This is a genomic window from Mycobacterium neumannii (assembly GCF_002245615.1).
Classification (GTDB): domain Bacteria; phylum Actinomycetota; class Actinomycetes; order Mycobacteriales; family Mycobacteriaceae; genus Mycobacterium; species Mycobacterium neumannii_A.
On record NZ_NKCO01000006.1, the window covers coordinates 166,599 to 192,587 of the forward strand.

Sequence of the window (25,989 nt, forward strand, 5' to 3'; positions counted from 1 at the left end):
ATCAGCGCCACCGGGCTGCTGCGCACCTTCACCGACGCCGAAGTTCTCGATGCGTCGGATGTACATGTTGCACAACGGCTCTGCGATCTCGTCAAGGCGCCCGACGAGCAGGTGTCGCTTGCGATCGCGCTCGTGGTGCGCGCACTGCGCAACGGGTCGGTATGCCTGAACCTGCGCACCGTCGAGCAGCAGGTCGGCATCGACGGACTGCCGTGGCCCGCCGTCGACGATTGGTTCGGCGCCATCGCCGCGCACCCGCTGACCGGCCGGCCACCGGCGCTGCACATCGACGGAGACCTGCTGTACCTCGACCGGTACTGGCTCGAGGAGCAGCAGGTGTGCGGCGACATCCTGTCGATGACCTCCGGCAGGCCCACCCCTCCGTTGCCGGATCTGGACAGGCTCTTTCCGCCGGGCTTCGAGGAGCAGCGCGCCGCCGCGAAACTGGCGCTGTCGCAGGGTCTGACGGTGCTCACGGGCGGGCCGGGCACAGGGAAAACCACGACGGTCGCGCGCCTGCTCGCGCTCCTCACGAGTGGGACACGGCTGCGGATCGCGCTGGCGGCGCCGACGGGGAAGGCGGCGGCGCGTCTGCAGGAGGCCGTGCAACTGGAGGTGGACAAACTCGACTCCACCGACCGCCAAGCGTTGTCCGGGCTGCACGCGACGACGTTGCACCGCCTGCTCGGGAGCCGCCCGGACACGTCGGCGCGGTTCCGGCACAACCGCCACAACAGGTTGCCGCACGACGTGATCGTCGTCGACGAGACGTCGATGGTGTCGCTGACGATGATGGCGCGACTGCTGGAGGCGGTGCGGCCGGACGCCCGGCTCGTCCTGGTCGGCGACCCGGACCAGTTGGCCTCGGTAGAGGCCGGTGCGGTCCTCGCCGACCTGGTCGACGGTCTCGGACAGGACCGGATCGCGGAGTTGAAGACGTCGCACCGGTTCGGCGAGTCGATCGGGCGGCTGGCCACCGCGATCCGCACCGGCGACGCGGAGACGGTCATCGACGTGTTGCGCTCGGGCGGAGACCACATCGAATGGGTGGACACCGAGGAACCGTCCGAGCAGCTCCGTAAGGTGTTGGTGCCAAACGCGATTGCGCTGCGAACGGCGGCGGTTCTTGGTGACGGCGACGCGGCGTTGGGCATCTTGGCCGAACACCGGTTGCTGTGCGCGCATCGCCGCGGCCCGTTCGGGGTGCGGTACTGGAACCATCAGGTGGAGCGGTGGCTGTCGGAGTTGACCGGCGAGCCGATCTGGTCGACGTGGTACGCCGGGCGGCCGGTGTTGGTGACCGCGAACGACTACGGGCTCAACCTCTACAACGGCGACACGGGTGTGACGGTGCTGCGCGACGGGGTGCTGCGCGCGGTTATCGCCGGCACGGAACGGTTGGAGTTCGCGACCAGCCGGCTCGCCGAGGTCGACACGATGCATGCGATGACGATTCACAAGTCGCAGGGCAGCCAGGCCGACGAGGTCACAGTGCTGCTGCCGCCCGAGGGTTCGCGGCTGCTCAGCCGCGAGTTGTTCTACACCGCGGTGACCAGGGCGAAAGAGAAGATCCGGGTCGTCGGCCCGGAGGCCTCGGTGCGGGCCGCCGTGCAGCGCCGGGCCGTGCGCGCATCGGGCCTGGCCCGCCGCCTGCGCCCCTGACTTCCCCCGCGCCGCCTGCGCCCGCCGCCTGCGCCGCCGACTTCTGGCGCGAACGTGGGTTACCCGCACACTGATCGCGCCGGATGCGTGCGGGTAACCCACGTTCGGGCGACCGGCTGGATGCGCTCGCGATGTTTAGCCCCGCCCGCTGACCGGGCACTCCCTCCCGGCGATTGTGGCGTTGCACACACCACCGGGTGGACGGAGCCGGCAATGAGCACGGAAAACCAGGTCACACCGACCGATGTCGACAAGGCACTGCTCGGCAGCGCGACCTACCGAAGCCTGGGCGAACAGAAACTCTCACCGCGAGAGGAACGGTTCGAGAAGGGCCGCCGCACGCTCGGCCTGTTCCTCGCTCCGCTGCTGACCGCCGTCTTCCTCGTCCTGCCGATGGACATCCCCCGCGAGCAACAGGTGCTCGGTGCGGTCCTGCTCGGCGTGATCGCGCTGTGGATCACCGAGGCGGTGCCGATCCCGATCGGCGGCCTACTCGGCGTGGCGGTCGCAGTGTTCCTCGGGGTCGCACCCGTCGACGACGTGCTCGGCCCGTTCGGATCCTCGACCATCTTCACGTTCATCGGGGCGTTCATCCTCGCCCAGGCGATGCTCAAACACGGTGTGGCACGGCGCTTCGCGTTCCGCATCCTGGCCCTACCGCGAGCCGGCCGCTCGACCACCGGCGTCATCCTCGCGTTCGGCGCGATCACGTGTCTGCTGTCGGCGTTCGTCTCCAACACCGCGACGGTGGCGATGCTCCTGCCGACGGCGATCGGCATCCTGTCCGTGATCGCCAAACTGCTCCAGCAGCGCGGCGACGTCGAACCCGACTTCGACCCGCAACGCCTGCGGGTAGGCGCGGCCCTCATGCTGATGCTCGCCTACGGCGCCAGCGTGGGCGGCCTGCTCACTCCGGTCGGCAGCCCGCCGAACCTGATCGGGCGCGGGCTGATCGAAGAGGCCACCGGCGAGCGGATCAGCTTCGGACAGTGGATGGTGCTGGCGATTCCCATCTGCTTCGTGATGTTCCTGCTGTTGGCGCTGATCCTGCTGCGGCTCAACAGACCAGAGATCAAACGCATCGACGGCGTCGCCGAGTACGTGGCCAGCGAGCGCGAGAAGCTGGGCAAGCTGTCACGGGCGGAGAAGAACACCCTGATCGCGTTCGGCATCACCGTGACGCTGTGGATCCTGCCCGGTGTGGTCGCGGTGATCACCGGAACCGAGTCCACCACCTACGAATTCGTCAGCGATCGCCTCGACGAGGGCGTGGTCGCGGTGTTCGGCGCGTCGCTGCTATTCCTGCTGCCCACCGATTGGCAGAGCCGCGAGTTCACCCTGCGCTGGAAGGACGCCGCCGAAATCGACTGGGGCACAATCATCCTGTTCGGTACCGGCATCATCTTCGGCTCGCTGATCTCCTCGACCGGGCTAGCCGAGACCATCGGCACCTCCGTCAACGACGCGCTCGGCCTGACGAGCGGCATCGCGATCACCATCTTCGCGGTGATCCTGGCGATCATCGTCTCCGAAACCACGAGCAACACCGCGTCGGCCGCGGTGGTGGTGCCGATCGTGATACCGGTGGCGGTGGCCGCGGGCGTCAACCCGTTCGTGCCGGCGCTGGCGGCGACGTTCGCGGCGTCGTTCGGCTTCATGCTGCCGGTGTCCACCCCACAGAACGCGATCGTCTACGGCTCGGGCGTCGTCCCGATCACAAAGATGATCCGCTCCGGCGTCGCGTTCGACATCGCGGGCGCTATCCTGATCATCATCTTGCTGCCGCTGATGATCAGCCTCTTGGGATTGGGTACATGACCGATATCGCCGTCATTCCCGGTGACGGGATCGGTACCGAGGTTATCGCGTCGGCGCGCGCAGTGCTCGACGCGGTCGCGAAGAAACATGGAATCGCGTTGTCGTACACCGAGTTCGACTGGTCGTGTCAACGATACGCGGCCGAGGGCGCGATGATGCCCGACGACGGAATCGAGACGCTGCGCGGGTTCGACGCCATCTTCCTGGGCGCGGTCGGGTGGCCGGGCGTGCCCGACCACGTGTCGCTGTGGGGTCTGCTCATCCCGATCCGCCGCGCGTTCCGCCAGTACGTGAACATGCGGCCGATCCGGGTGTTCGACGGCGTCGAAAGCCCGCTGCGCACGGCGCAGGATGTCGACTTCGTCGTGGTCCGCGAGAACGTCGAAGGTGAGTACAGCGAGATCGGCGGACGGCTCAACCGCGGCTTTTCCGACGAAATGGCGGTCCAGGAGTCGGTTTTCACGCGCAACGGCGTCGGCCGCATCGCGGACTTCGCGTTCGAGCTCGCCCGCACCCGCCGCGGGTACGTGACGTCGGCGACCAAGTCCAACGGCATCGTACACACGCTGCCGTTCTGGGACGAGGTGGTCGCCGAGCGGGCGTCGCACTACCCCGACGTGCGGCTCGACAGTGAGCACATCGACGCGCTGGCCGCCAAATTCGTCCTGCAGCCACAGCGATTCGACGTCGTCGTCGGCTCGAACCTGTTCGGCGACATCCTCAGTGACCTCGCCGCCGCGGTGGCGGGTTCGATCGGGATAGCTCCGTCGGCCAATCTCGACCCCACCAAGCAGTACCCGTCGATGTTCGAACCCGTACACGGGTCGGCCCCCGACATCGCCGGGCAGGGCATCGCCAACCCGATCGGCGCGGTGTGGTCGGCGGCGCTGATGCTCGAGCATCTCGGGCACGCGGACGCCGCCGGTGAGGTGATGGGGGCCATCGAGTCGACACTGGCCGCACCGGAGACCCGCACCGGAGACCTCGGCGGGCGGGCGTCGACCGCCGAAGTGACCGACGCGCTCGTCGCGCGATTGGGGTGACCGACCCCAGCAAACTCCCGTGCTTCACCGACACCCCGCAGAGACGCTCCCAAAATTCGTGCGTCTAGGGGTATCTCGGCGATGGTAATGTTGGCCGGCAAACATGTGTGTCCCCTGGACCGTCGGCGAGCGTTGGGAAAGGCGAATGAGCGACAATCTGCGGGTAGACCCGTTGGAGGTCCGGATGGCCGCCGACCACGTCAACGCGGCCGCCGACAGCCTCAGGTCTGCCCACGGCACCGCGCACGAGCGAATGGGCGCCGCCGCGCCCGGCTGGATCGGATCGAGCGCCCCGGGACTCTCAGCAACCACCACGAAGTGGGAAGAGGAGTCCGCCGCGCATTACACCGAACTCCTCAAACACGCCGAGGATCTGCGCTCGGCAGCGGAGAAGTATGTCCGCACCGATGACAACGCCGCTACCGAAATCGACTCTACGGGAGCGAATCTGGGCACCATGGGGCTCTGACCCGTGGACATGACGTTGGCCGACGTTGCGCGTTGGCAACCCGAGCAGATCGACGAGGTGTCCAAGGCGGCGGCGCACCGGGCCGGCACCAGCGGTGAGACGGCCGAGGCGCTGCGCAATCTTTCGGTGTTCGGGACGTGGAAGGGCCGGTCCGGCGAGGCCGCGCAGCAGGCCATCGAGCAGTCGGCCACCAAGCTCAACACCACGCAGAAGGAAGCGATTCTGGTGTCGCTGGGCGCTCAGAAAGCCGCGGCCGATGCCCGCGCGGTCAAGAACGACCTCAACAGCCTCATCGACTACGCGGCCGCCGCGCCGGCGGTGCAGCTCGACCTGAACACCGGCACGGTCACTCCCCCCGACACGACCGGGTGGACCGATGAGGAGATCGCGCAGCTCGAGAAGAAGATGGCCGAGGTGGAGAACCGCGCGGTCGCGGTGCTGGCTGCCGCAGAAGAGGTCGACGGCGACCTGGCCCGGGTGCTGTCCGCGGCCACCGGCGGCGATCCGGACACGCCCGCCGAGCAGGGCAGCGCCGACGGCGAATCGCTGCAGGACGGGGAGCTCACCCCCGAAGAGCTCGCACGCCTTCAGGAGAACACCACGCTGACTCCGCAGGAGCAGGAAGCGTTGGCGCGCGGCGAGTTGGTGCTGCCGGCCAGCCAGATGGACTACCTGAACCAGCTGTCGCGGTCGCTGGATGGCAAGAGCCCCGCCGAGATTCGCGCGATGATGGACAAACTCGGCCCGAACGGCGGACGTGTCGCCGACGCTTTGCAGCTGGTGTCCAACGAGAACATCACCGTCGCCGGAGCCAGCCCCGACGCCAAACCGGGCGACGCCGGCTATGTACCCACCCGCGGTGGCATGCAGAACCTGCCGTCGGGCATCCGCGAAACATTCGAGGCGCCGCTGCGCGGACCCACCGCCCCCACCGCCGGAACCAACGACAAGGGCAACCCCACCCTCGAGTGGCCCGACCCGTACAAGCCGTTCCCGCACCTCGACGAATACCGCGATGTCGCTGCGATCGTGTCCGCCGGTGACGCCAAGCTGCAGCAGGGCACCGCCTTGGACAACGCGCTGCTGGACAAGTCCGAGCAGATCCTGCAGAACATGCACGAAGCACCCGACATCGCCTGGAAAGAGGACATCGGACTGGGCCAGCGTCTCGTGGACCCCACCGTGCAGGACATGCTCAACGCCGCAGGACGCGACCCGATGGCCGTCCACGACGCGCTGGCCGGAGCGGACGGCAAGACGCCCAACGGCGGCTTCATCGAGGACCTGTTCACCCACCATTGGGCCGACAACGGTGCGGCGGCAGGCAATCTGCTCAACGGCACCGGCACCGGCGCCGTCCCGACGGACCTGGCCGATCCCACCCAGGCGTTCCAGGCCGAGCAGGCGGGACAGACCATGCACGCGGTCGACAAGTGGGCCGGGGAAAACTCCCCGCGGTTGCTCGACATTCCCGGCACCGACGGACAGTCGCTCGGACAGGTCAATCCCGACCTCGCGCGTGCGCTCGCCGACGCCAACAAGCCGTATATCGACGACATGCTGGGCAATCCGCTCGACAACACCCGCGGGTTCGCACCGCTCGACGATCTGAAGAATCCCGAGATGCCGGTCACCCGGGACCTTTTCGCGGTCATCGACACCGACCCCCAGGCCGCCGCCACCCTGAACAGTCAGGCCTACCTCAACGGCATGCAGTACCAAGCGAACTTCGAGCAGTCCGTCATCGACGGCGGCACCGTCGACACCGCGGATCTGCAGTCGGCGGGCACGTTGCGCGGCATCATCGACTCCGGTGCCAACATCGCCGACAACGACGCGATCAAGTACGGCAACCTGCAAGAGGTCCGCGCGTATGAGAGCCGCCAAGAGTGGTTCGAGTTCGCCAAGACGGTCGGCGGTGAAATCCCCGGTGTCAAAACATTTCTCGAGTGGCACGACAAGATCGGCGGCGACATTTTGCACGACATCTTCGTCGGGGATGCGCCGGTGCCGAACGACCCGACCTATATCGTCCAGGAGAGTTCCGAAGCGCTGCAGTATGCGGTCGCCCAGCGGTTGCTCGACAACAACATCGGCGATCCGCGGTTCTTCGCCGAGGCCGGGTTGATCGATCCGGGCACCGGCCAGCTCAAACCGCTCGAGGACGGCTTCGCCGACTTCCGGACCGCGCTCACCACCTACTTCAACGGAATCGATCCGACGGTGAAGATCGGCATCGAGGACTACGAGGACGCCTACCGTGACGCCCTGCCCCGCCCGCCGGCTCACACGGGATAGGTTCGCCTGACGGCGTCGTAAGTTTCACGTACGGTGGGGCCGTGGCCGAAGCCGACCGCAGCCGCGTCATTGCCGCGAGCCCGACGCAGATCTGGGATGTACTCGCCGATTTCGGCGCCATCGCGTCGTGGCTCGACGTCGATCACTCCTCCATCCTGACGCGCGGTCCGGACGGCGCGTTGGTCGGAACGGCGCGGCGCGTGCAGATCGGGCGCAACACCCTGGTCGAAACCGTCACCGAATGCGATCCGCAGTATGTCCTCGCCTACGAGATCGCGGGCCTGCCCAAGGTCTTGGGCACGGTCAGCAACCGCTGGAAACTCGAACCGACCAGCGGTGGCGAGACGGTCGTGACGATCACCAGCACCGTGCGCAAGGGCCGCGGCAGAACGCAGCAACTCGTCGAACGGTTAGCCAGCCGGGCGTTGGCCCGCGGATCCGACAAGATGCTCGCCGCGCTGGCGAAGCGATTGGAGAACACCCCATGACAGATCGGCCCGACATCATCATCGTGATGACCGACGAGGAGCGCGCGGTTCCGCCTTACGAGGCACCCGACGTCCTCGCCTGGCGCCGAGAGACGCTCACCGGTCGCAAGTGGTTCGACGAGCACGGCGTGAGCTTTCAACGGCACTACACCGGATCGCTGGCCTGCGTGCCCAGCCGCCCGACGATCTTCACAGGCCAGTACCCCGACCTGCACGGCGTCACCCAGACCGACGGCATCGGCAAGACCGCCGACGACTCCCGGATGCGCTGGCTGCGCCCCAACGAGGTGCCCACGCTCGGCAACTGGTTCCGCGCGGCCGGCTACGACACGCACTACGACGGCAAGTGGCACATCTCGCACGCCGACCTGACGGACCCCGCCACCGGTGAGCCGCTGGCCACCAACGACGCCGACGGCGTCGTCGACCCGAAGGCGGTGCATCGCTACCTCGACGCCGATCCGCTTGGACCGTACGGGTTTTCGGGTTGGGTCGGCCCGGAACCGCACGGCGCCCCACTGGCCAACGCGGGGCTCCGGCGCGATCCGCTGATCGCCGACCGCGTGGTGGCGTGGCTGCGGGACCGCTACGACCGCCGCCGTGCGGGAGACGTCGACGCCATGCGGCCGTTCCTGCTGGTGGCCAGCTTCGTCAACCCGCACGACATCGTGCTGTTCCCGGCGTGGCAACGGCGCAGTCCGGTGCGCCCGTCGCCGCTCGACCCTCCGCCGATCCCGCCGGCGCCGACCGCCGACGAGGACCTGTCGACCAAACCCGCCGCGCAGATCGCCTACCGGGAGGCCTACTACTCGGGCTACGGACCGGCTCCGGCCATCGACCGCACCTACACCCGTCAGGCCCAGCGGTACCGGGACCTGTACTACCGGCTGCACGCCGAGGTCGACGCCCCGATCGATCGCGTGCGACGCGCGGTCACCGAGGGTGGCTCGCAGAACGCGGTGCTGGTCCGCACCTCGGATCACGGCGACCTGCTCGGCGCGCACGGCGGACTGCACCAGAAATGGTTCAACCTGTACGACGAGGCGACGCGGGTGCCGTTCGTGGTGGCGCGGATCGGCGACCAGGCCACGCAGCCGCGGACGGTGACGGCGCCGACGTCGCACGTGGACATCGTCCCGACGTTGTTGGGCGCCGCCGGTGTCGACGTCGAGGCGGCGGCGGCGAAGCTGGCCGAGACCTTCTCCGAGGTGCACGACCTGCCGGGCCGCAATCTGATGCCGGTGGTCGACGGCGCGGCGGTGGACGAATCGCGAGCGGTGTACCTGATGACCCGCGACAACGTGCTCGAGGGTGATACCGGCGCATCCGGTATGGCCCGCAAGCTGAAGATGTCGACGAAACCTCCTGCACCTCTGCGGATTCGGGTTCCGGCGCACGTCGCGTCCAACTTTGAGGGACTGGTGGTGCGCGTCGACCAGGCCGGCGGCCAGGGGCATCTGTGGAAGCTGGTGCGGACGTTCGACGATCCGGCGACGTGGACCGAGCCGGGAGTGCGTCATCTCGCGGCCAACGGCATCGGCGGCGAGGCCTATCGGACTTCGCCGCTCGACGACCAGTGGGAGCTGTACGACCTGACCGACGACCCGACCGAGGCCCGTAACCGGTGGACCGATCCGGACCTGCACGACCTGCGTCAGCACCTGCGCATGCAGCTCAAGCAGGCCCGCGCGGAATCCATCCCGGAGCGCAACAGTCCCTGGCCGTACACCTCGCGCCGTTCCCGAATGTGAATCCTCGGCGGGATCCGCGACTCGAACCCGCCATCCGTTCACCTTCGGGGTCGGGTGACTCCGGCGCAGTTGACTTTCTCTGCCAAATGTTTGCTGACCGCCGAACCAAGCCTGTACCGTTCTTCTCGGGTTGATATCCCAGCCTTGCGGAAATCGTCACGGCGGCGATCCGACTTCCCCGCCGACAATGGCACAGCCACCACCTCAGCCGTAACGCGGCGCGCTGCCACCACCAGCGCTCCCGAGGTGAGTACAGTCGGGATGCCTGACAAGCTCCGCACCTCGCTTCGGCCGAAGCGACGGATCACCTAGGTAGACGAAATCGTCCAGCAACCGCTGCCGGGCTACCGCAACACCTACATACGGCGTCGTCACGTCGCGGGCTAAAGGATCTTTAGTGAGTCAATTTACCGAGACGATGTACCGGAACGCCCGGTGGAGCACCAGGGGGATGGTCACCGGTGAGCCGGTCGCCCCCGTGCGGCATACCTGGGCGGAAGTCAACGAACGGGCCAGCCGGATCTCGGGCGGGCTGGCCGCGGCGGGTATCGGACACGGCGACGCGATCGCCGTGCTGGCCGGCGCGCCGGTGGAGATCGCGCCGACCGCCCAGGGCACCTGGATGCGCGGCGCCAGCCTGACCATGCTGCACCAACCCACTCCCCGCACCGATTTGCTGCGCTGGGCCGACGAGACCACCGCCGTCATCAACATGATCTCCGCGAAGGCCGTGGTGATCAGCGACCCGTTCATGGCCGCCGCCCCTGTGCTGGAGGGGCTGGGCATGACGGTGCTGACCATCGAGACACTGCTGACAGGCGCTTCCATCGACCCGGTGGAAACCACCGACGACGACGTCGCACTGATGCAACTGACGTCGGGGTCGACGGGTTCGCCGAAAGCCGTTCAGATCACCCACGCCAACATCGTCGCCAATGCCGAGGCCATGACGGTCGGTTGCGAATTCGACGTCGACAACGACGTAATCGTCAGTTGGCTGCCCTGTTTCCACGATATGGGGATGACGGGCTATCTGACCGTACCGATGTACTTCGGCGCCGAGCTGGTCAAGATCACACCGGTCGACTTCCTGAACGATACGCTGTTGTGGGCCAAGCTGATTCACAAATACAAGGGCACCATGACGGCCGCGCCCAACTTCGCCTACACGCTGTTCGCGAAGCGGCTACGACGGCAGGCCACACCTGGCGAGTACGACCTGTCGTCGCTGCGTTGGGCGCTCTCGGGCGCCGAACAGGTGGACCCGCAAGACGTCGAGGATCTCTGCGAGGCGGGCAAACCGTTCGGGTTGCGACCCGAGGCGATCGTCCCGGCATACGGAATGGCAGAAACGACGGTGGCCGTGTCGTTTTCCGAATGCGGCCGCGGGATGGCGGTCGACGAGGTCGACGCCGACCTGCTGGCAGTGCTGCACCGCGCGGTGCCCGCGAGCAAGGGTCGCACCCGTCGGCTGGTCAGGCTCGGCCGGCCCTTGGATGGTCTCGAGGTACGGGTCATCGACGAGGACGGCGCAGACCTGCCTCCACGCGGCGTCGGCGTCCTAGAAGTGCGTGGCGACCCCGTGACCCGGGGCTACACCACCGCTGCGGGCTTCATCCCGGCGCAGGACAAACGCGGCTGGTACGACACCGGCGACCTGGGCTACCTCACCGAGGACGGCGAGATCGTGGTGTGCGGACGCGTCAAGGACGTCATCATCATGGCCGGTCGCAACATCTATCCGACCGACATCGAACGTGCCGCCGGTCGCGTCGACGGGGTGCGGCCCGGCTGTGCAGTGGCGGTGCGGTTGGATGCCGGATTGTCGCGGGAATCGTTTGCGGTGGCTGTCGAGTGCAAGAACTTCGAGGACCCCAACGAGGTACGCCGCGTGGAGCGGCAGGTCACGCATGAGGTCTTCGCCGAGGTCGACGTGAGACCCCGCAACGTCGTGGTGCTCGCCCCGGGCATGATCCCGAAGACACCGTCCGGCAAGTTGCGGCGTGCACACGCGTTGGCGCTCGTGAGCTGATACCGCCGCGCGCGAAGGGTAAATTCGTAATCCACCCTGGCGGTTTACGACGCGCAACCCGGACGGCGATCGACCTCGGAGGCCGAGCTGTCGGCCGCACATCGCGACGCCGACGAAGCCGACCTGTACGCCGGCCATGCGGGGTGACCGGGTTGGTGGCGGATGCACATCAGATGACGATCTGCTCGCGGATGTGGCGCAGTTCGCCGCGTGGGCGATACCCGGCGTCGACGGCTCGGCATCGCGCTGAAGCAGCTCCGCGACGGTACACCGCCCATCGAGGCGTGGGCGGCCACGGTGGGGTTCGTCAACGAGATCGACCGCGTCCAGTAGGAAGAGCTGCACGAAGGACCGTGGTCGTGCATCTCTGCATCACCCCGGTCGGCCACGGATCCGGCAGACCCTCATACCGGCACCCGTTGGGGGGTCAGGAGACTCTGGGCGAGTCGCATGTAGGCACCTGCTACGGCCTGCCACGCCATGTCCGGGGCCATGCGCCGCGCTTCGGCGGCCATCGCGCCCGAGAGACGAGGCTGGGTGACGATTTGGCGCAACGCCGCCGCAAGTCCGGCGGAGTCGTCGTGGTCGACGACCTCGCCGGCCCCGCCTGTGAGTAGTTCAGAGGCGTGCGGAAAGGCGGTGGCCACCACCGGTCTGCCGTGCGCGATCGCCTCGACCAGCACGCTGGAGGCTACCTGCTCCGTGGAGTCGTAGGGCAGTACGACGACCGAGCATTGCTGGAACAACGTGGCCAGCATGGCTCCGTCGTAGTAGCCTGCGTCGAACGTCACCGAATCCGAGACGCCGCACCTGTTTACCTGGTCGATCCTGGCTTCCCGATATGCCTCACCCTCGGCTGCCGTCACGTGCGGATGTGTCGGACCGGCGACGAGGTACCGCGGGCGTCCAGGTACGTCCTTCAATGAAGCCATCACCTCGATGACGCGCTCGACGCCGTCTCCTGGCGCCAACCAGCCCCAGGTCAAAATGGTGGGTCTGCTGGGGCGCTTCGTGCGGATCGTGGCGGGGACGGTCGCGCCGTGCGGGATCACGCGAACCTTACGGCGGTCGACCTGATAGTCATGGCACAGCCGCTGCCGTGCCGATTCGGACATCACGACGACGTGGGCCGCGGAACCGACGATCGCCTCGAGCGCCGACGTCTGGTGTGCTGTCGGCGTTTTCGGGACTGAGCCGACGATGACGATCGACGGGATCGACAACCCGTCGACGATGTCGAGTACATCGTCGGCGCCGACGCAGAAGTCATGGTGGACGACCGCGACGTCGGCCTGGTCGAGCGCTTGATCGCTCGAATGCGGGCTCGCGGAATCCCCCACGACGCTGACGTCGACCCCCTGGCCGCTCAGCGCACGGGACAGACCGGCGGTGAACCGGGCCAACGCGCAGTATTCCGGTGCGGGTGTACCGAGGATGCTGATGCGTGTGCGGTATGGATTGCGTTGGCGCTGAGCGGAATTCGATCCGAGGACAGATATCGGCGATGCGTTCAAGGCGGTCCCAACTGAAGGATTGGTACCGGCGTGTCCGGCATGAGCAAGTCGCTCGGTCAGATCAGCGGAACTCGGCTGACCCGTTCCGGAATGGCTGGGCTCCCAACTCCTCGAGGCTACACCCGCAGAAACGCTCGACTTCGCCGGGCACGGCCCTGGAAAGAAGTCAGGGGTAGGGTCTTGGCATCGGGACCATCCAGGCCCCCGCAATCAAGGGGCCAGCGATGTCTGACAAGTCTCCTCGGCAAGCGATGTCCAAGAAGTCCGGTAAGTCTCTGAAGGAGAAACGGGCTGACAAGCACGCCAAAGCCGCCGCCAAAGCGGCCTCCGCCGATGCGGTCGGCGATCTGCGCAAGCGCTGAGCCAGCCTTCTGGTCAGGCGAATTTCAGCTCAGAAGCGGTTTCTGGGGCGTCGTCGCTGGTCGCCGTGAGAAAGCGGTCCGGCAGGGCCAGTTTGTGGATCGTGCGCAGCGTCAGAAGGTATTGACGCACGAGCGAGCCACTGGTGTAGGGCAGGTCGTATTTGTCGCAGATGGCACGCACGCGCACGGCGATCTCCCCAAGGCGATTGCTCGGTAGGTCGGGGAACAAGTGGTGTTCAATCTGGTAGCACAGGTTGCCGGTCGAGAACGCCAGTAACGGACCGGCGTCGATGTTGGCGGCGCCCAGCATCTGCCGCAGGTACCACTCGGCGCGGCTCTCCTCGTTGATGGCGTCGGCGGTGAATTTCTCGGCTCCGTCGGGGAAATGGCCGCAGAAGATCACCACATATGTCCAGAGGTTGCGTATGAGGTTCGCCAACGCGTTCGCGGCCAGCGCGCGACGCCACCGCCGTCCGCTCAGCGCGGGGAAGACCACGTAGTCCTTGACACCCTGTCGGGCGATCTTGCGAAGAAGCTTCCTTCTCTCCCGCGTGACCCGCACGGTGTCACCCTCTGCGCGGTCGCGTTCGGAATGGACGCCGTGCAGCGCGATACCCCACTCGAAGATGGCCGCCAGCAGCAGGTTTCGCAGGGGCTGCAACAGATGCACCGGTTGCCAGGGCTCGTCGCGCGTGATCCGCATGATGCCGAACCCGAGGTCGTCGTCCACACCGACCACGTTGCTGAACACGTGGTGGCGGTAGTTGTGCGAGTACCTCCATTGCGCCGAGACAGCGACCATGTCCCATTCCCAGGTAGTGGAATGGATTTCCGGATCATTCATCCAATCCCATTGCCCATGGGACACGTTGTGGCCGATCTCCATGTTCTCGACGCACTTGGCGAACGCCAACGACGCCGTACCGAAGAGCCAGCCGGTGCGCGACCGGCTGACGCCGATGAGCAACCGCCCCGCCACCTCGAGCGCCCGTTGGAACAAGATCGTGCGCCGGATGTAGGCAGCGTCGCGTTCGCCGAGCGACTCCTCGATATCGCTGCGTATGGCGTCCAACTCGACACCGAGGGCCTCGATGTCCGCTTCGGTCAAGTGGGTGTAGGCACCGATGTCGGTGATTGCCAAAATGTGTCCTGTGTTCGTGCGGGTGGTGGAGCAGGCTCGTGTACGAACCATTGGTTGACGGCGGACCACCGGCCGGAATCGACGAAAGACAACGGCAGCACGTCGGCTGCGACCAGTCTAGAGAAAAATCGTCGGGGCGACGGCGCGGTGTCAGCCGATCGATACCAGTTGGTCGATCGAGTCGTTGGGCAGCTCGCCGTCGACGACCGCCGTCACCAGCAACTTGTCCAGCGTGATAGCGCCGTTGTGGTTGGTCAGGAAGGCGATGTCGGCGGCATCGCGTCCGGCGGCGATACGCACCAACGACTGGCGCGGTGCCAGCAGCGTCGCGTCGACCACGCGCCAGGCGTCGTCGACGAGCGCCTCGGCGACCGCATGAAAGTCCATCGGGTACAGCCCGGGGGCATACACCGATACCACCCGGGCCGGGACGTTCACCGCCCGCAGCAGAGCCACGACCAGGTGCGCATAATCGCGACACACCCCCTCGCCGGCCAGCAGTGTGTCGGCCGCACCGTCGATCGGGTCGCTTGAGCCGGGGACATACTTCAGGCGGGTGCCGACCCAGGAGGACACGTTCTCGAGCAGGGTCGTCGAGTTGAGGTAACTACCGAACTCGGTCGCGGCGAAACCGTAGAACTTGTCGGCCTCCGCGTAGCGACTGGGACGCAGGTACATCAACCGGTCGTAGGGGGTGATGGGCGCGGGATCCGTCCGGCCGACGATCGTCGCGGCGTACTCCACCGTCAACGTGCCTGTGGGCACGGACAGGGTGTGTATGCGGTTTCCATGTGCGCCGCTGATCTCGGTCGGTTCGACGGGTTTGCCGTCGAGAAGAATTGAAAGCTGCTCGTGTACTTCGGCATTCGGATGCGGGGCGACGGCGATCTGAAATTCCAATTCGGTCGGATCGGTGATCTCGACCTGGAGTTCGACCCCGACCTGTCGCCGCATGAGCTGAATCACGAGCCGGACGTGAGGAGGGAGTTCACCGTCGACACGTTGCCGGGCGTGGCTGCGGCCATCGCGATCGTGTGTGCGAAATCGGCTTCGGTGGCGGCGGGAACCACCATCAGGGTGATCCTGCTACCGCTGCCGTCCAACACCGCGATCGTGTTAGCCGGCTGTCGTTGGTATCCGTCGAGACGAACGACTCGCCCCTTCACAACCGTCTTCCGCGGCGCCTCCGCCCACTCGGCGAGGTTGTACATCACTCGAGCCACCGGTCCGAGACGAACCGAAAGAACGCTGAGCAGGTCGGGAAGCTCCTTCTGAAGATCCTCGCTGTGGGGCCACCAAGCCCCGTCGACATAGCCAGTCGTCGGCCCTTTGCTCTTCAAGCGCAATCGCGGGGTGCTCTCAGGCCCGTCGTGTCGTCGGCCGGAGACTGTGGGGGCTTCTTGTACCGCCATCGGATGGTCCTGTCTGAGCCGTCGAACGGCTCAATCACTCAGATCGGTGACGACACGATCTCAGATGGTCGCGTGCGAGATATCGCCGATAGACCTTCAGCCTACGCGACTTGGCCCGTGATCACCGTCCCGAACTCAAATCCCCTGGGCAACAGCAGATTTCGCTTCGGACCCACATACGAAACGTGGGCTGGTGGGAATTCCCACCAGCCCACAGTCGTCGTGCAAGCTAGACGGCGGTTACGCCGATTGCCTGAGGCCCTTTGGCGCCCTGCTCGATGTCGAACTGAACGCGTTGGTTCTCCTCCAGCGACCGGAATCCATTTCCCTGGATCTCCGAATAATGAACGAAGACATCCTTCGCGCCGCCGTCGGGAGCGATGAAGCCGAAGCCCTTATCGCCGTCGAACCACTTCACAGTTCCCTGTGTCATACTTTTCAACTTCTCTCATTCTGAACGGATGTAGATAAACATCCACGTGAAACGCTATCACGCCCACCCCTCACCTCGTTCCGCGAGCGTGCGGGTCTGCACCCGACACGCCGCGGAATTTCGACAGTCTGCGCACGCTCGAGGCGGCGCGAGCGTGCGCATAAGGTGGTTGATTGCATACAACGCCGTAACGAATGCTCGCGGACGAGTGTTCAGACGACGGCGATAATCGCCAACTCTTCTACAGCGAACGATGGCCGAAAACCGTACTCGCCAACGCGAATCAATGCGTACGTATATCTACAGGCACTGAGCGCACGCTCGTGGCATCGCGACGGTGCGCAAACCGCCGAGAATTCACGGTGTGTCGACTGCAAGCACGCACGCTCGCGGTCCGCAAGACAACTACTCCGTCGAGTAGTCGAAGCTCAACCAGCGCTGCGGGCGCATCCGGATGATGACCGACGTCGGGGTGAGGTTCTGGTCGGTAAAGGCATTGCCTTCCTCGTCACCGAGGTAGCGGATGGCGATCTCGCGCACCACCGCATCCGTGGCCCGATCGATACCGACGACGTCGCCCTCCGCCGTGACGTAGCGATACGGCGGCGCCTCGTCCTGCGCGGTGATCGAGAACCGGCCGGCGTCCTTGATCAGCCGGTGCTTGAGCGACGCCGACTCCGTCCACAGCAGCACCTCACCGCCGGGCTGATAGCCGTACCAGATCGGAACGCTCAGCGGCGCCCGGTCGCGGCGCTCGACGGCGATGACGCCCACGTGGACGTCGGACAGAAACTTCTCGCGCTCATCGGTCGTCATCTTGGCCATAGCTCAGACAACCGGTGCGACCACGATCACATTCCCGCCGAGGTTCGCGTCGCGGTCCTCATCGCAGCGCCTAGCCTGGATGTGATGCTGACCGACCTGATCGAGCTGCCCGCGGGCACCTTCGCGATGGGATCGGCCGACTTCTACCCGGAGGAGGCGCCCGTCCACGAGGTGACTGTCGAAGTGTTCTCGATCGAGCGCCACCCCGTCACCAACGCGCAGTTCGCCGAGTTCGTCGCCGACACGGGGTACGTCACCCTCGCCGAGCAGGAGCTCGACCCCGCCGCCTATCCGGGCGCCTCGCCCGATGACCTGGTTCCCGGTGCACTCGTCTTCCGCCGGACCCGCGGTCCGGTCGACCTTCGCGACTGGCGGCAATGGTGGACCTGGGTGCCGGGCGCCAGCTGGCGCCACCCGTTCGGACCGGAATCCTCGATCGACGATCGCCCTGACCACCCCGTGGTGCAGGTGGCGTATCCGGACGCGTCGGCATACGCCGCCTGGGCGGGCCGCCGCCTGCCGACCGAAGCGCAGTGGGAGTACGCGGCGCGAGCCGGATCCCGATCCCGGTACGCCTGGGGCGATGAGGTGCAACCCGACGGACGCTTGATGGCCAACGTCTGGCAGGGCCGTTTTCCGTACCGCAACGACGGCGCGCTCGGCTGGGTAGGCACCTCGCCGGTGGCCACCTTCCCGCCCAACGCATTCGGTCTCGTTGACATGATCGGCAACGTCTGGGAATGGACGACGACGCCGTACGCGCCACGCCACCGTCCCGACGCCCAGAAGTCGGGCTGCTGCGCACCGCCCACCGGCGACCCGTCGAAATTCCAGACGCTCAAGGGCGGCTCACACCTGTGCGCACCCGAGTACTGCCATCGCTACCGGCCGGCCGCTCGGTCCTCTCAGTCGCAGGACAGCGCCACCACGCACATCGGATTCCGCTGCGTCGCCGCGTGACGTTGTGCGACAACATCTTCGCGGCGCCTCGATACACACGCGAACCTGACTTGTCGGACCCGGTGCATACAGTGCGGGCATGATCACATCGGTCGCCATCGCACTGGCCCGTCCGCGCGGGCCCTTGCTCCGCTATTCGGCCTGCTCGCAATACCGATGTTGGACTGGAACCGTGCGTGCAGACTCGGTTGACACGGCGATCCTCGACGTCGTACGCCGGGTCCGCGACGAGGCGGGGTGTGAGCGGATCCGGTTCGTGGTTCATCTGCCCCCGCGGAGCACGCTGTGGGCGCTGCGCGACGAGATCGCCTTATTGATTCCCGGTGCCTACTTGGAGCGGCCGCGGCTTGCCGACGAGGAACTGGTGCGCGCGGCGTACGAAGGACTGCGGGCCGAAGCGTCGACCGCATGAGCCGCGACTCTCGCCGCCTGAATCAACGGCACCCGCAAGAACTTTGCCGACGCAACAGTTTATTGACAGCAGCGACAATCAGGCGTTGAGTCTAAATGCCTTCGCACCCGCATGAGGGCGCGCCGAGGCTTGCACCCGGCCGCCCGGCCCCGCGCAAATCGATCGAAGGGGCTGTCATGGCAGACGTGGATTATTGCGTCGTGGGTGCCGGATTCGCCGGCCTGACTGCCGCATTGCGCCTGAAGCAGGCCGGCCATTCGGTGGCGCTACTGGAAGCCCGCGACCGCGTAGGCGGTCGCACCTTTACCGAGGTCCGCGACGACGGGGCCTGGATCGATCGCGGTGGCGCGTGGATCGGTCCCGGACAGGACGCGATCTACGCGCTCATGAAGGAATTCGGGGTGCCGAGCTACAAGCAGTACACCGACGGTGACGCAATGATGTTCGTCGACGGCAAGAAGTACCGTTACACCGGAACCATTCCGCTGTCGATGAGTCCGTGGGCGGTCGCCAACATCGGCACGGTTTTTCTCGAGCTCACGCAGATGTGCAAGGCCATCCCGGTGGAGGCGCCGTGGACGGCACGCAAGGCGCAGAGGTGGGACCAGACCAGCTGGGCGGCGTGGCTGGACAGGAACACGCTGTCCAAGCCCGCCCGCGAACTGTTGGAAAGCGCCGTCGCGGGACTGTATACGTCTGCGGCATCAGAGATCTCGCTGCTGTTCGTGCTGTACCAGATGGCGTCGGCCGGCGGACCGAGCTTCGTGCTGGGCGTCAAGGACGCGGCCGAGGACGCGCGGCCGGTCGGCGGCATGGGCGCAATCCATCGTGCGGTCGCAGCCGAGCTCGGTGACGTCATCCACCTGTCGCAGCCGGTGCGCAGCGTCGAGCAGAATGCCGACAGGGTGATCGTGCGCTCCGACGACATGGTGGTCAACGCACGTCGCGCGATCATCGCGGTGCCGATCTCGATAGCAAGCCAGATCGCTTATGAGCCAACGCTTCCCGCCGACCGATCGTTCCTCCACCAACGCATGCCGAGCGGGGCGGTTTACAAGATCGCGCTGGTGTTCGACGAGCCGTTCTGGCGAGCCGACGGCCTGTCGGGGCAGTCGTTCGGCCCCGGATCGCCGGCGAGCCTGACCATCGACTCGTGCACCGACACCGGCACTCCCGGGATGCTCACAGTGATCACCGAGGGTCCCGAAGCGCGCCGGTTGACCAACCTCGGCGATGACGAACGCAAAAGCGCGGTGCTGGGTGCTGTCGCAGAACGGCTTGGAGACAAAGCACTTTCACCGGTGGACTATGTCGAACAGAACTGGACCATCGAACGGTACTCCGGTGGCGGGATGATCGCGCACGCCCCGCCGGGTGTGCTCACCGAGTTCGGACCCGCGCTGCGTGAGCCGTGCGGACGGATCCACTGGGCAGGCACCGAGACTTCAGCGGTGATGTACGGGTTCATCGACGGCGCCGTGCGTTCCGGCGAGCGCGCCGCGGCCGAGGTCATGGCCCGCGAGGCGATGGCGATGGCTTGACCGCGGACTGACGAGGCTCAAGAGCGGACCTCCACAGCGTCGGGTCCCTAGCTTCCGCGCGCGCGGGTACTGTGCCACCCGTGAGCGGGGAACTGATCCTCACCGACGAGTTCCGCGAGGCGTTGGCGCTCCTTTCCGGTGGCAAGCACCTGTTCCTCACGGGTAAGGCCGGCACCGGCAAGTCGACGTTGATCCGTCGGTTCATGGCGGAGACGGACCGCAACGTCGTGGTGGTCGCGCCGACGGGTATCGCGGCGCTCAACGTCGACGGTTACACCATCCACCGGCTTTTCGGGTTCCGGACCACGACGACGCTTCACGACGTCACCGGCGGTCAGTACCGGCCGGGCCGATTCGCCAAGACCCTGGCGTCGTTGCAGACGTTGATCATCGACGAGGCGTCCATGGTCCGCGCCGACGTCTTCGACATGGTCGCCACCGCACTCGAACGCTACGGCCCCGAACCTGGAGCGCCGTTCGGCGGCGTGCAGATCGTGCTCGTCGGCGACCTGTATCAGCTTCCACCGGTCGTGGGCGACGGCGAGGAAAGCTACTTCACCACCGTCTACGACACCCCGTACTTCTTCTCGGCCCGCAAGTTCGACCGCGACGACTTCCCCACAATCTCGTTGACGACGGTGTTCCGCCAATTGGGTGATGACCGAATGACGGCCATCCTCAACGAGATCCGTGAGGGCGTGCTCTTGGGCCACGCCCAGGAACAGCTCAACGCCCGCGCCGACAAGGACTTCGTACCACCCGACGACGAATTCTGGCTGACGCTGGCGCCGACGAACCGGCTGGTGACCGCCCGCAACCGTCAACACCTGGAGCGGTTGCCCGGCGACGAGATGCGGCACCGCGCCCAGGAGTCCGGCGACCTTTCGCTGTTCGACAAACCGATCGAGGACGAGCTGCGGTTCAAGGTCGGCGCGCAGGTGATGATGCTCAACAACGACCAGGGCGACCGGTGGGTCAACGGCTCGATCGGACGCGTAGTCGGCGTCGGTTACGACCGCTACGGCGCGGTCGTCGAGGTCGAGTTCGCCGACGGATCGTGCGCGGAGGTCACGCCGTTCACATGGGAGGCCACCCGTCCGGTGGTCGACGGCGGGACGCTGCGGCGTGAGGTGATCGGCACGTTCACGCAGTTGCCGTTCAAGCTGGCCTGGGCGATCACGATCCACAAGAGCCAGGGCCAGACGCTGGAGCGGGTCGTCGTCGACCTCACCGGCGGCATGTTCTCGACGGGACAGTTGTATGTGGCGTTGAGCCGCTGCACGTCGTTGGCCGGCCTGGTGCTCAAACGCCCTGTGCTGCCGAAAGATCTGAAGACGGACCGGCGGATCGCCCGGTTCCTCCGCAGTTCGGTCAGCGGCGCCACGGCGCGCAAGTACTGCGCGATCGGCATGTTGACCGTCGGCGACGAAGGCCGGATGTCTCGACCCCGGCCGGTGGAACTGGCAGTGGCCTTCGACGACGGCACCGCGGTCTCGACGCTGATCAACCCGCAGCGTGATCTCGCCGATGCGCGAAGTGCTTACGGCATCGGCGTTTCCGACGTGCTGCTGGCACCGACCCTGCGCGAAGCCTGGGCGGTGATCGCGCCGATGCTGGCGGGCTGCACGCCCGTAGGACCGGAGGTGGACGAGACGCTGGGGCTGATCGACTTCGAGCTCAAGCGGCTCGGACATGTGGCACCGATGCCGTTGGGCATCGAGCTGCGTAAAGCCCGCGTGTCAGGGCGGAGTGCGTTGGAGCGTGCGCAGTCGGCGCTGGCGGCACACGCGGACGCCGACGTCGACACCGGCTCGACGGCGTTCGAGGAACCCGAACCGGCGGAATCGGTTTCGGGCCTGTTAGTCAGTCGCGACCCGGACGTGCCGACGCCTACAGCCGATCATCTGCCCGGGTTGTCCGCCCTGTTGCGGATCAGCCGCGACGTGGGGGCCGTGATGCTCGGTGCGTCGGTGCACCGAGACCTCGACTCGTCATGGGACGCGGCAGCCCGGTCGGCGGTGGCTGATCAACTGCGGGCGGCCGCTTCCCGCGCGCTGCTGCCTGACGAGGTTGTCGCCCGGCTGCACAACGCGTCAGCGCTGCTGGGCATCGACGTGGCGAGCGACGCATCGTTAGTGACGCGGCATGATATCGAATACGCAATGGTGCCAGGGGCGCGGATCTGTTTCACCGGAACGGCTTTCGATCCCTCCGGTCGCGTGGTGGAGCGCGAGGAGATCGAGCGAATGGCCGAGAGGGCCGGCCTGAAGCCGGTGCGATCGGTGACCAAGACGCGGTGCGAAGTGCTGGTGACGGCCGAGGCGGGCACACAATCGGGCAAGGCGCGCAAAGCACAGGAGTACGGCAAGCCGGTGTTCACCGCCGAGGAGTTCTTCGCCTGGCTTGCTGATCGTTGACCGCCCAAGTTTCAGTCGCACCATGTCCGCAACTGGCGCCAAGGTCGGTTGGTCGTGTCGGACCGTCGACGTACGGTCGGCGCATGGCGGGCGGAGACGTACGAGTCAGGCATGCTGAGCAGGTCCCGGATGCGACGGAGTGTGCCAAATGCGCCGGCGCGTCTGACGTGTTGCTCAGAACCACGTCCGGTGCGATGTGCCTCGACTGCGCCGGGTTCGCCCATCTGGAGTTCCTGCCCGCAGGCAGCGCCGCGCTCACCAGGCGCGCGGTGAAGCTCAGCCGGTCGCCGGTCGTCGTGATGCAGAAGAGCCTTCGGCGCTTCCGCTATCGGGGGCAGAGCATGTACGAGCGGCAGGGCATCCTGGCCGAGCCGGCAGCGATCGAGGCGGCGGCGTTGGCCAGCCTCGCTGACGCCGGTGTACGCGGCAGCGACGGTATTGCTGAAAGGATCCGGGAACACTTCCCTGGCTGTCCGACCGACCGTGCCGACGCCATCGCGCTGCACACCGCCGCCAGATTGCGTGGTCGAAGCCGCCAACGCTTGACCACGTTCGAGATCGGGCCCGACGCGGTCCGTCGAGCGGTCACGGCGTCGATCCTTCATGTCGACACCCATTACGACGAGTTGGTGAAGGCGGGTGTCGACCCTGACACCGCCAGGACACAAGTGTTCGACCGCGTCGAGAACGTGCTTCGCGCTTGGCGGGACGGCGTGTCACTGCTCGACACTTGACCACGGCAGTTGTCTCCGCGCTGAGGGCGCGAAATCGAAGGAAAACCACCCCCTGAGCGCAGGATCGACGATGAAAAGGGTGACGCCGGTGAGGATTCCAGCTGCAAGGGAAAGGTCCGACGCGCCGGACAGCCGGTGGGACTGCGCGCAGGGGTAGGGTGCCACCTGTGCATGTCGACGTGATGACCACCCCGCAACCGCTACTGGACATCGGCGAGCTGGCCCGGCGTACCCAGGCGGCCGGCTTCAACGGGTTGCTGTTCACCGAGACCGGCCGCACGCCGTACATGAACGCGGCGGTGGCGGCGCAGGCCGCGCCGGGGCTGGAGTTGTCGACGGGTGTGGCGGTGGCGTTTCCGCGCAGCCCGTTCGTGACGGCGGCGACGGCGTGGGAGTTGCAGGAGGCCTCGAGCGGGCGATTCCGTCTGGGCCTGGGTACGCAGGTGCGCACGCATGTGGTGCGCCGCTACGGGATGGAGTTCGAGCGTCCGGGTCCGCGGTTGCGCGATTATGTGCTGGCGGTGAAGGCGTGCTTCCATGCGTTCCGGACGGGCAAGCTCGAGCATCGCGGCGACTTCTACAGCCTGGACTTCATCACGCCGCAGTGGAGCGCGGGCCCGATCGATGCGCCGGATCCGAAGGTCGATGTGGCGGCGGTGAACCCGTGGATGCTGCGAATGGCGGGCGAGGTGGCCGACGGGATCCACGTGCATCCACTCGGCGAGCCGGGTTACATCGGTCGGCATGTGATGCCGAATCTGGCTGAGGCCGCGGCGAAGTCGGGACGCTCTGCCGAGGATATCGCGGTGATCGTGCCGGTGATGACCATCGTCGGAGACACCGATGAGGAGCGCGAGCGCGAGCGGGAACTGGTGCGCACGAGCATGAGTTTTTACGGCAGCACGCCGAACTACGCGTTCATCTGGGACGAGGCGGGCTTCGAGGGCACGACGGCGCGGATTCGGGAGAAGCAGAAGGCCGGCGACTACCAGGGCATGGCGGCCTGTATCACGGACGAGCACATTGCGACGTTCGCCACGGAGTCGACGTGGGACGGGTTGGCGGACGCGTTGATGTCGCGGTACGGCGGTCTGGCGTCACGCGTGGTGCTCTACAACGCGCTGGCCGATCCGGAGCGATTCGAGCGTTACGGCGAGGTGGCGCAGCGCATTCGGGCTCGATAGAGGGGCGGCCAGCGGACTCGCCTCGATTGGGTCACCATTGGCTGCCGCATACGGTGCAGGTCCAGTCGTCGTTTTGACGGACACAGCCTCGGTAGTCGTCCCACGGCGGGAAGTCCAGATGGAAGACGTGCCCGAACTGCGCGCTCTGCGTCCGTTGGGCGCCGCAGTACGGACACCGCGGATGCTGCGCGAACAGATAGTCGATCAAGCTCGTGAAGCCACCGTCGCGCATGGCGGTGTCGCAGCGCAGGCACAGGACGCCGGGCCAATCGGCGGGAAGCTCGGGCAGCCAACACTTGTCGGGTATCGGCCCGTAGAAGTAGCTCGGCACGTTGGTGGCCTCCATGATAACCGGCTGCGGTTGCGGTCGCTGGGGAAAGTCGACCGTGCGGATGCGGAAGGCGTCGCGGGCACGCTCGCCGAGTAGGTCGAGGACGGCTCCGCATCCGGTGCACCGTCCGCGGGAGTGAAGGAGGGTGGCCGCCGCGGCCAAGCTGGAGTGGCCGAACCGCGTCCAACGCTTGCCGTCGGCGTCGCAGTCGGTCAGCGCGACAAACATGCGAGCGGCCGCGTCGCCGCGAAGCTGCCACACCATGCGGGGGTCCTCGTCGTCGGCGAACCCGACCACCCGCGCCAGCGTGCCGAGGTCCACCAAACCGGGGCTGGGCAGGCCCCAGGTGATCTCGGCGCGGTCGAAGCGGCCGTCGAGACCGATGCGGCCGAGTCGCGTCATCACCGACGGTGGATCGGTGTTCAAAACGATGGCCACCGGGTCGCCGATGTGGGCTTCGCCGAAGCCGTAGCGCCACGGCCGGTAGGGCGAGCGATCCTCCAGCAGAGTGATCACCGCGTCCGTCCAGTCGGCTCCCTCGACGATGTGAAGGCGTTCGGTTGCAGTTTGCGTCACTACACCATTATTCCGGGTGCGTCTGACATTTCATCGATACGCTGGTTTGCTGAACCGGTTAGGTCACCACAGCACGGCGATGGCTGCGGCGGTGAACGAGAGCACGCCGATCGACCAGAACATCGGGCGTGGTATCGGGTTGCCGGTGCGCTTATGACGGGCACTGCCCATGCCACAGAGCCCGCCGAGGATCACGAGGATGACCAGCTTGATGCCGAGCTTCGGATAGTTGAGTTCGACGCCGGCAGGCCACGGCGCGGCCAGGGCAAGTCCGGTGAGCAGTGAGAGCAGCAGACCGTAATCCATGGCGCGGGTGGTACGGAAGCGCTGAGACAGGGCTTCGGCCGCCCAGCCGCCGAAGGTGATCGCGAAGCCGACGATGTGCAGCAGTACAACTACATTGCGTAGTAGCTCCATGGAGGGAGCTTAGCGTTAGGGAAGCCCCTGCACGAGCAGCAGACCGGGGAGGAAGAGCAGCACGGTCAGCGGTGCCGCGATCAGCCCGATCAGCATTCCCCGACCGATCTGCCCCCGTACACCTGCACGAGTCATCAGGACTACACCGATTGCCAGGTCAACGAGAAGA

24 protein-coding genes are annotated in these 25,989 nt (G+C 66.5%); 16 read left to right on the forward strand and 8 right to left on the reverse strand.

Annotation, left to right across the window (positions count from 1 at the left end; genetic code table 11):
- The first annotated feature begins 15 nt into the window (after window positions 1-15).
- The 9 genes from recD to CEX88_RS26505 all read left to right on the forward strand — a co-directional run bounded on the left by recD (window position 16) and on the right by CEX88_RS26505 (window position 11,894).
- Window positions 16-1,662: an exodeoxyribonuclease V subunit alpha gene (gene recD, locus CEX88_RS10160; RefSeq protein WP_202931440.1), complete on the forward strand. Its 1,647-nt coding sequence runs from the start codon at window positions 16-18 to the stop codon at window positions 1,660-1,662.
- Between the two features lie 213 nt (window positions 1,663-1,875).
- Complete coding sequence (locus CEX88_RS10165) at window positions 1,876-3,480, forward strand: SLC13 family permease (RefSeq protein ID WP_094293372.1); 1,605 nt, start codon at window positions 1,876-1,878, stop codon at window positions 3,478-3,480.
- Window positions 3,477-4,523, forward strand: a complete 1,047-nt coding sequence (locus tag CEX88_RS10170) for a tartrate dehydrogenase (protein ID WP_094293373.1) — start codon at window positions 3,477-3,479, stop codon at window positions 4,521-4,523. Before CEX88_RS10165 ends, CEX88_RS10170 begins: the two co-directional genes overlap by 4 nt.
- Before the next feature lie 145 nt (window positions 4,524-4,668).
- Entirely contained in the window at window positions 4,669-4,992 is a 324-nt protein-coding gene (locus tag CEX88_RS10175) for a WXG100 family type VII secretion target (RefSeq protein ID WP_202931436.1), read from the forward strand.
- 9 nt (window positions 4,993-5,001) lie between these two features.
- Window positions 5,002-7,290: a TPR repeat domain-containing protein gene (locus tag CEX88_RS10180; RefSeq protein WP_420799209.1), complete on the forward strand. Its 2,289-nt coding sequence runs from the start codon at window positions 5,002-5,004 to the stop codon at window positions 7,288-7,290.
- 41 nt (window positions 7,291-7,331) lie between these two features.
- Window positions 7,332-7,778 (forward strand): SRPBCC family protein, encoded by a 447-nt coding sequence (locus tag CEX88_RS10185; RefSeq protein WP_094293376.1) that lies wholly within the window; start codon window positions 7,332-7,334, stop codon window positions 7,776-7,778.
- Entirely contained in the window at window positions 7,775-9,529 is a 1,755-nt protein-coding gene (locus tag CEX88_RS10190; protein ID WP_094293377.1) for a sulfatase family protein, read from the forward strand. Before CEX88_RS10185 ends, CEX88_RS10190 begins: the two co-directional genes overlap by 4 nt.
- A gap of 397 nt (window positions 9,530-9,926) precedes the next feature.
- On the forward strand, window positions 9,927-11,561 hold the full coding sequence (locus CEX88_RS10195) for a fatty acyl-AMP ligase (protein ID WP_094293378.1): 1,635 nt from the start codon (window positions 9,927-9,929) through the stop codon (window positions 11,559-11,561).
- A 210-nt stretch (window positions 11,562-11,771) separates the two neighbouring features.
- Entirely contained in the window at window positions 11,772-11,894 is a 123-nt protein-coding gene (locus CEX88_RS26505) for a hypothetical protein (RefSeq protein WP_274381102.1), read from the forward strand.
- A 71-nt stretch (window positions 11,895-11,965) separates the two neighbouring features.
- Here the strand turns inward: CEX88_RS26505 and CEX88_RS10200 are convergent, their stop codons facing one another.
- The gene (locus tag CEX88_RS10200; protein WP_238382028.1) at window positions 11,966-13,075 is read right to left on the reverse strand and encodes a glycosyltransferase; all 1,110 of its coding nucleotides are present in this window, start codon (window positions 13,073-13,075) and stop codon (window positions 11,966-11,968) included.
- Between the two features lie 224 nt (window positions 13,076-13,299).
- On the opposite strand from CEX88_RS10200, the gene CEX88_RS26040 reads away from it, so the two are divergent.
- Window positions 13,300-13,437 carry a hypothetical protein gene (locus CEX88_RS26040; RefSeq protein ID WP_094293379.1) on the forward strand — a complete coding sequence of 46 codons (138 nt, stop codon included), beginning with the start codon at window positions 13,300-13,302 and terminating at the stop codon, window positions 13,435-13,437.
- Between the two features lie 13 nt (window positions 13,438-13,450).
- Here the strand turns inward: CEX88_RS26040 and CEX88_RS10210 are convergent, their stop codons facing one another.
- The 5 genes from CEX88_RS10210 to CEX88_RS10230 all read right to left on the reverse strand — a co-directional run bounded on the left by CEX88_RS10210 (window position 13,451) and on the right by CEX88_RS10230 (window position 17,248).
- The gene (locus CEX88_RS10210) at window positions 13,451-14,578 is read right to left on the reverse strand and encodes a fatty acid desaturase family protein (RefSeq protein ID WP_094293429.1); all 1,128 of its coding nucleotides are present in this window, start codon (window positions 14,576-14,578) and stop codon (window positions 13,451-13,453) included.
- 150 nt (window positions 14,579-14,728) lie between these two features.
- Window positions 14,729-15,532: a transglutaminase-like domain-containing protein gene (locus tag CEX88_RS10215; protein WP_094293430.1), complete on the reverse strand. Its 804-nt coding sequence runs from the start codon at window positions 15,530-15,532 to the stop codon at window positions 14,729-14,731.
- A gap of 8 nt (window positions 15,533-15,540) precedes the next feature.
- Window positions 15,541-15,990 (reverse strand): DUF5994 family protein, encoded by a 450-nt coding sequence (locus CEX88_RS10220; protein WP_094293380.1) that lies wholly within the window; start codon window positions 15,988-15,990, stop codon window positions 15,541-15,543.
- A gap of 229 nt (window positions 15,991-16,219) precedes the next feature.
- Window positions 16,220-16,423, reverse strand: a complete 204-nt coding sequence (locus tag CEX88_RS10225; RefSeq protein WP_066849749.1) for a cold-shock protein — start codon at window positions 16,421-16,423, stop codon at window positions 16,220-16,222.
- Window positions 16,424-16,828: 405 nt separating this feature from the next.
- Window positions 16,829-17,248 (reverse strand): pyridoxamine 5'-phosphate oxidase family protein, encoded by a 420-nt coding sequence (locus tag CEX88_RS10230; RefSeq protein ID WP_202931437.1) that lies wholly within the window; start codon window positions 17,246-17,248, stop codon window positions 16,829-16,831.
- Window positions 17,249-17,332: 84 nt separating this feature from the next.
- On the opposite strand from CEX88_RS10230, the gene CEX88_RS10235 reads away from it, so the two are divergent.
- From CEX88_RS10235 to CEX88_RS10260, 6 genes are all read left to right on the forward strand, one after another.
- On the forward strand, window positions 17,333-18,208 hold the full coding sequence (locus tag CEX88_RS10235) for an SUMF1/EgtB/PvdO family nonheme iron enzyme (RefSeq protein WP_094293381.1): 876 nt from the start codon (window positions 17,333-17,335) through the stop codon (window positions 18,206-18,208).
- A 172-nt stretch (window positions 18,209-18,380) separates the two neighbouring features.
- Entirely contained in the window at window positions 18,381-18,620 is a 240-nt protein-coding gene (locus CEX88_RS10240) for a hypothetical protein (RefSeq protein ID WP_126315891.1), read from the forward strand.
- 176 nt (window positions 18,621-18,796) lie between these two features.
- A complete protein-coding gene (locus CEX88_RS10245; RefSeq protein WP_094293383.1) occupies window positions 18,797-20,161 on the forward strand; it encodes a flavin monoamine oxidase family protein in 1,365 nt (454 codons plus the stop codon).
- A gap of 80 nt (window positions 20,162-20,241) precedes the next feature.
- Complete coding sequence (locus CEX88_RS10250; RefSeq protein WP_094293384.1) at window positions 20,242-22,578, forward strand: AAA family ATPase; 2,337 nt, start codon at window positions 20,242-20,244, stop codon at window positions 22,576-22,578.
- 83 nt (window positions 22,579-22,661) lie between these two features.
- Window positions 22,662-23,312, forward strand: a complete 651-nt coding sequence (locus CEX88_RS10255; RefSeq protein ID WP_094293385.1) for a DUF2293 domain-containing protein — start codon at window positions 22,662-22,664, stop codon at window positions 23,310-23,312.
- A gap of 167 nt (window positions 23,313-23,479) precedes the next feature.
- Window positions 23,480-24,496 carry a TIGR03617 family F420-dependent LLM class oxidoreductase gene (locus CEX88_RS10260; protein WP_094293386.1) on the forward strand — a complete coding sequence of 339 codons (1,017 nt, stop codon included), beginning with the start codon at window positions 23,480-23,482 and terminating at the stop codon, window positions 24,494-24,496.
- A gap of 31 nt (window positions 24,497-24,527) precedes the next feature.
- Here the strand turns inward: CEX88_RS10260 and CEX88_RS10265 are convergent, their stop codons facing one another.
- Window positions 24,528-25,403 carry a hypothetical protein gene (locus tag CEX88_RS10265; protein ID WP_094293387.1) on the reverse strand — a complete coding sequence of 292 codons (876 nt, stop codon included), beginning with the start codon at window positions 25,401-25,403 and terminating at the stop codon, window positions 24,528-24,530.
- A gap of 63 nt (window positions 25,404-25,466) precedes the next feature.
- Window positions 25,467-25,820, reverse strand: a complete 354-nt coding sequence (locus tag CEX88_RS10270; RefSeq protein WP_094293389.1) for a Fe-S protein — start codon at window positions 25,818-25,820, stop codon at window positions 25,467-25,469.
- Window positions 25,821-25,989: the final 169 nt, after the last annotated feature.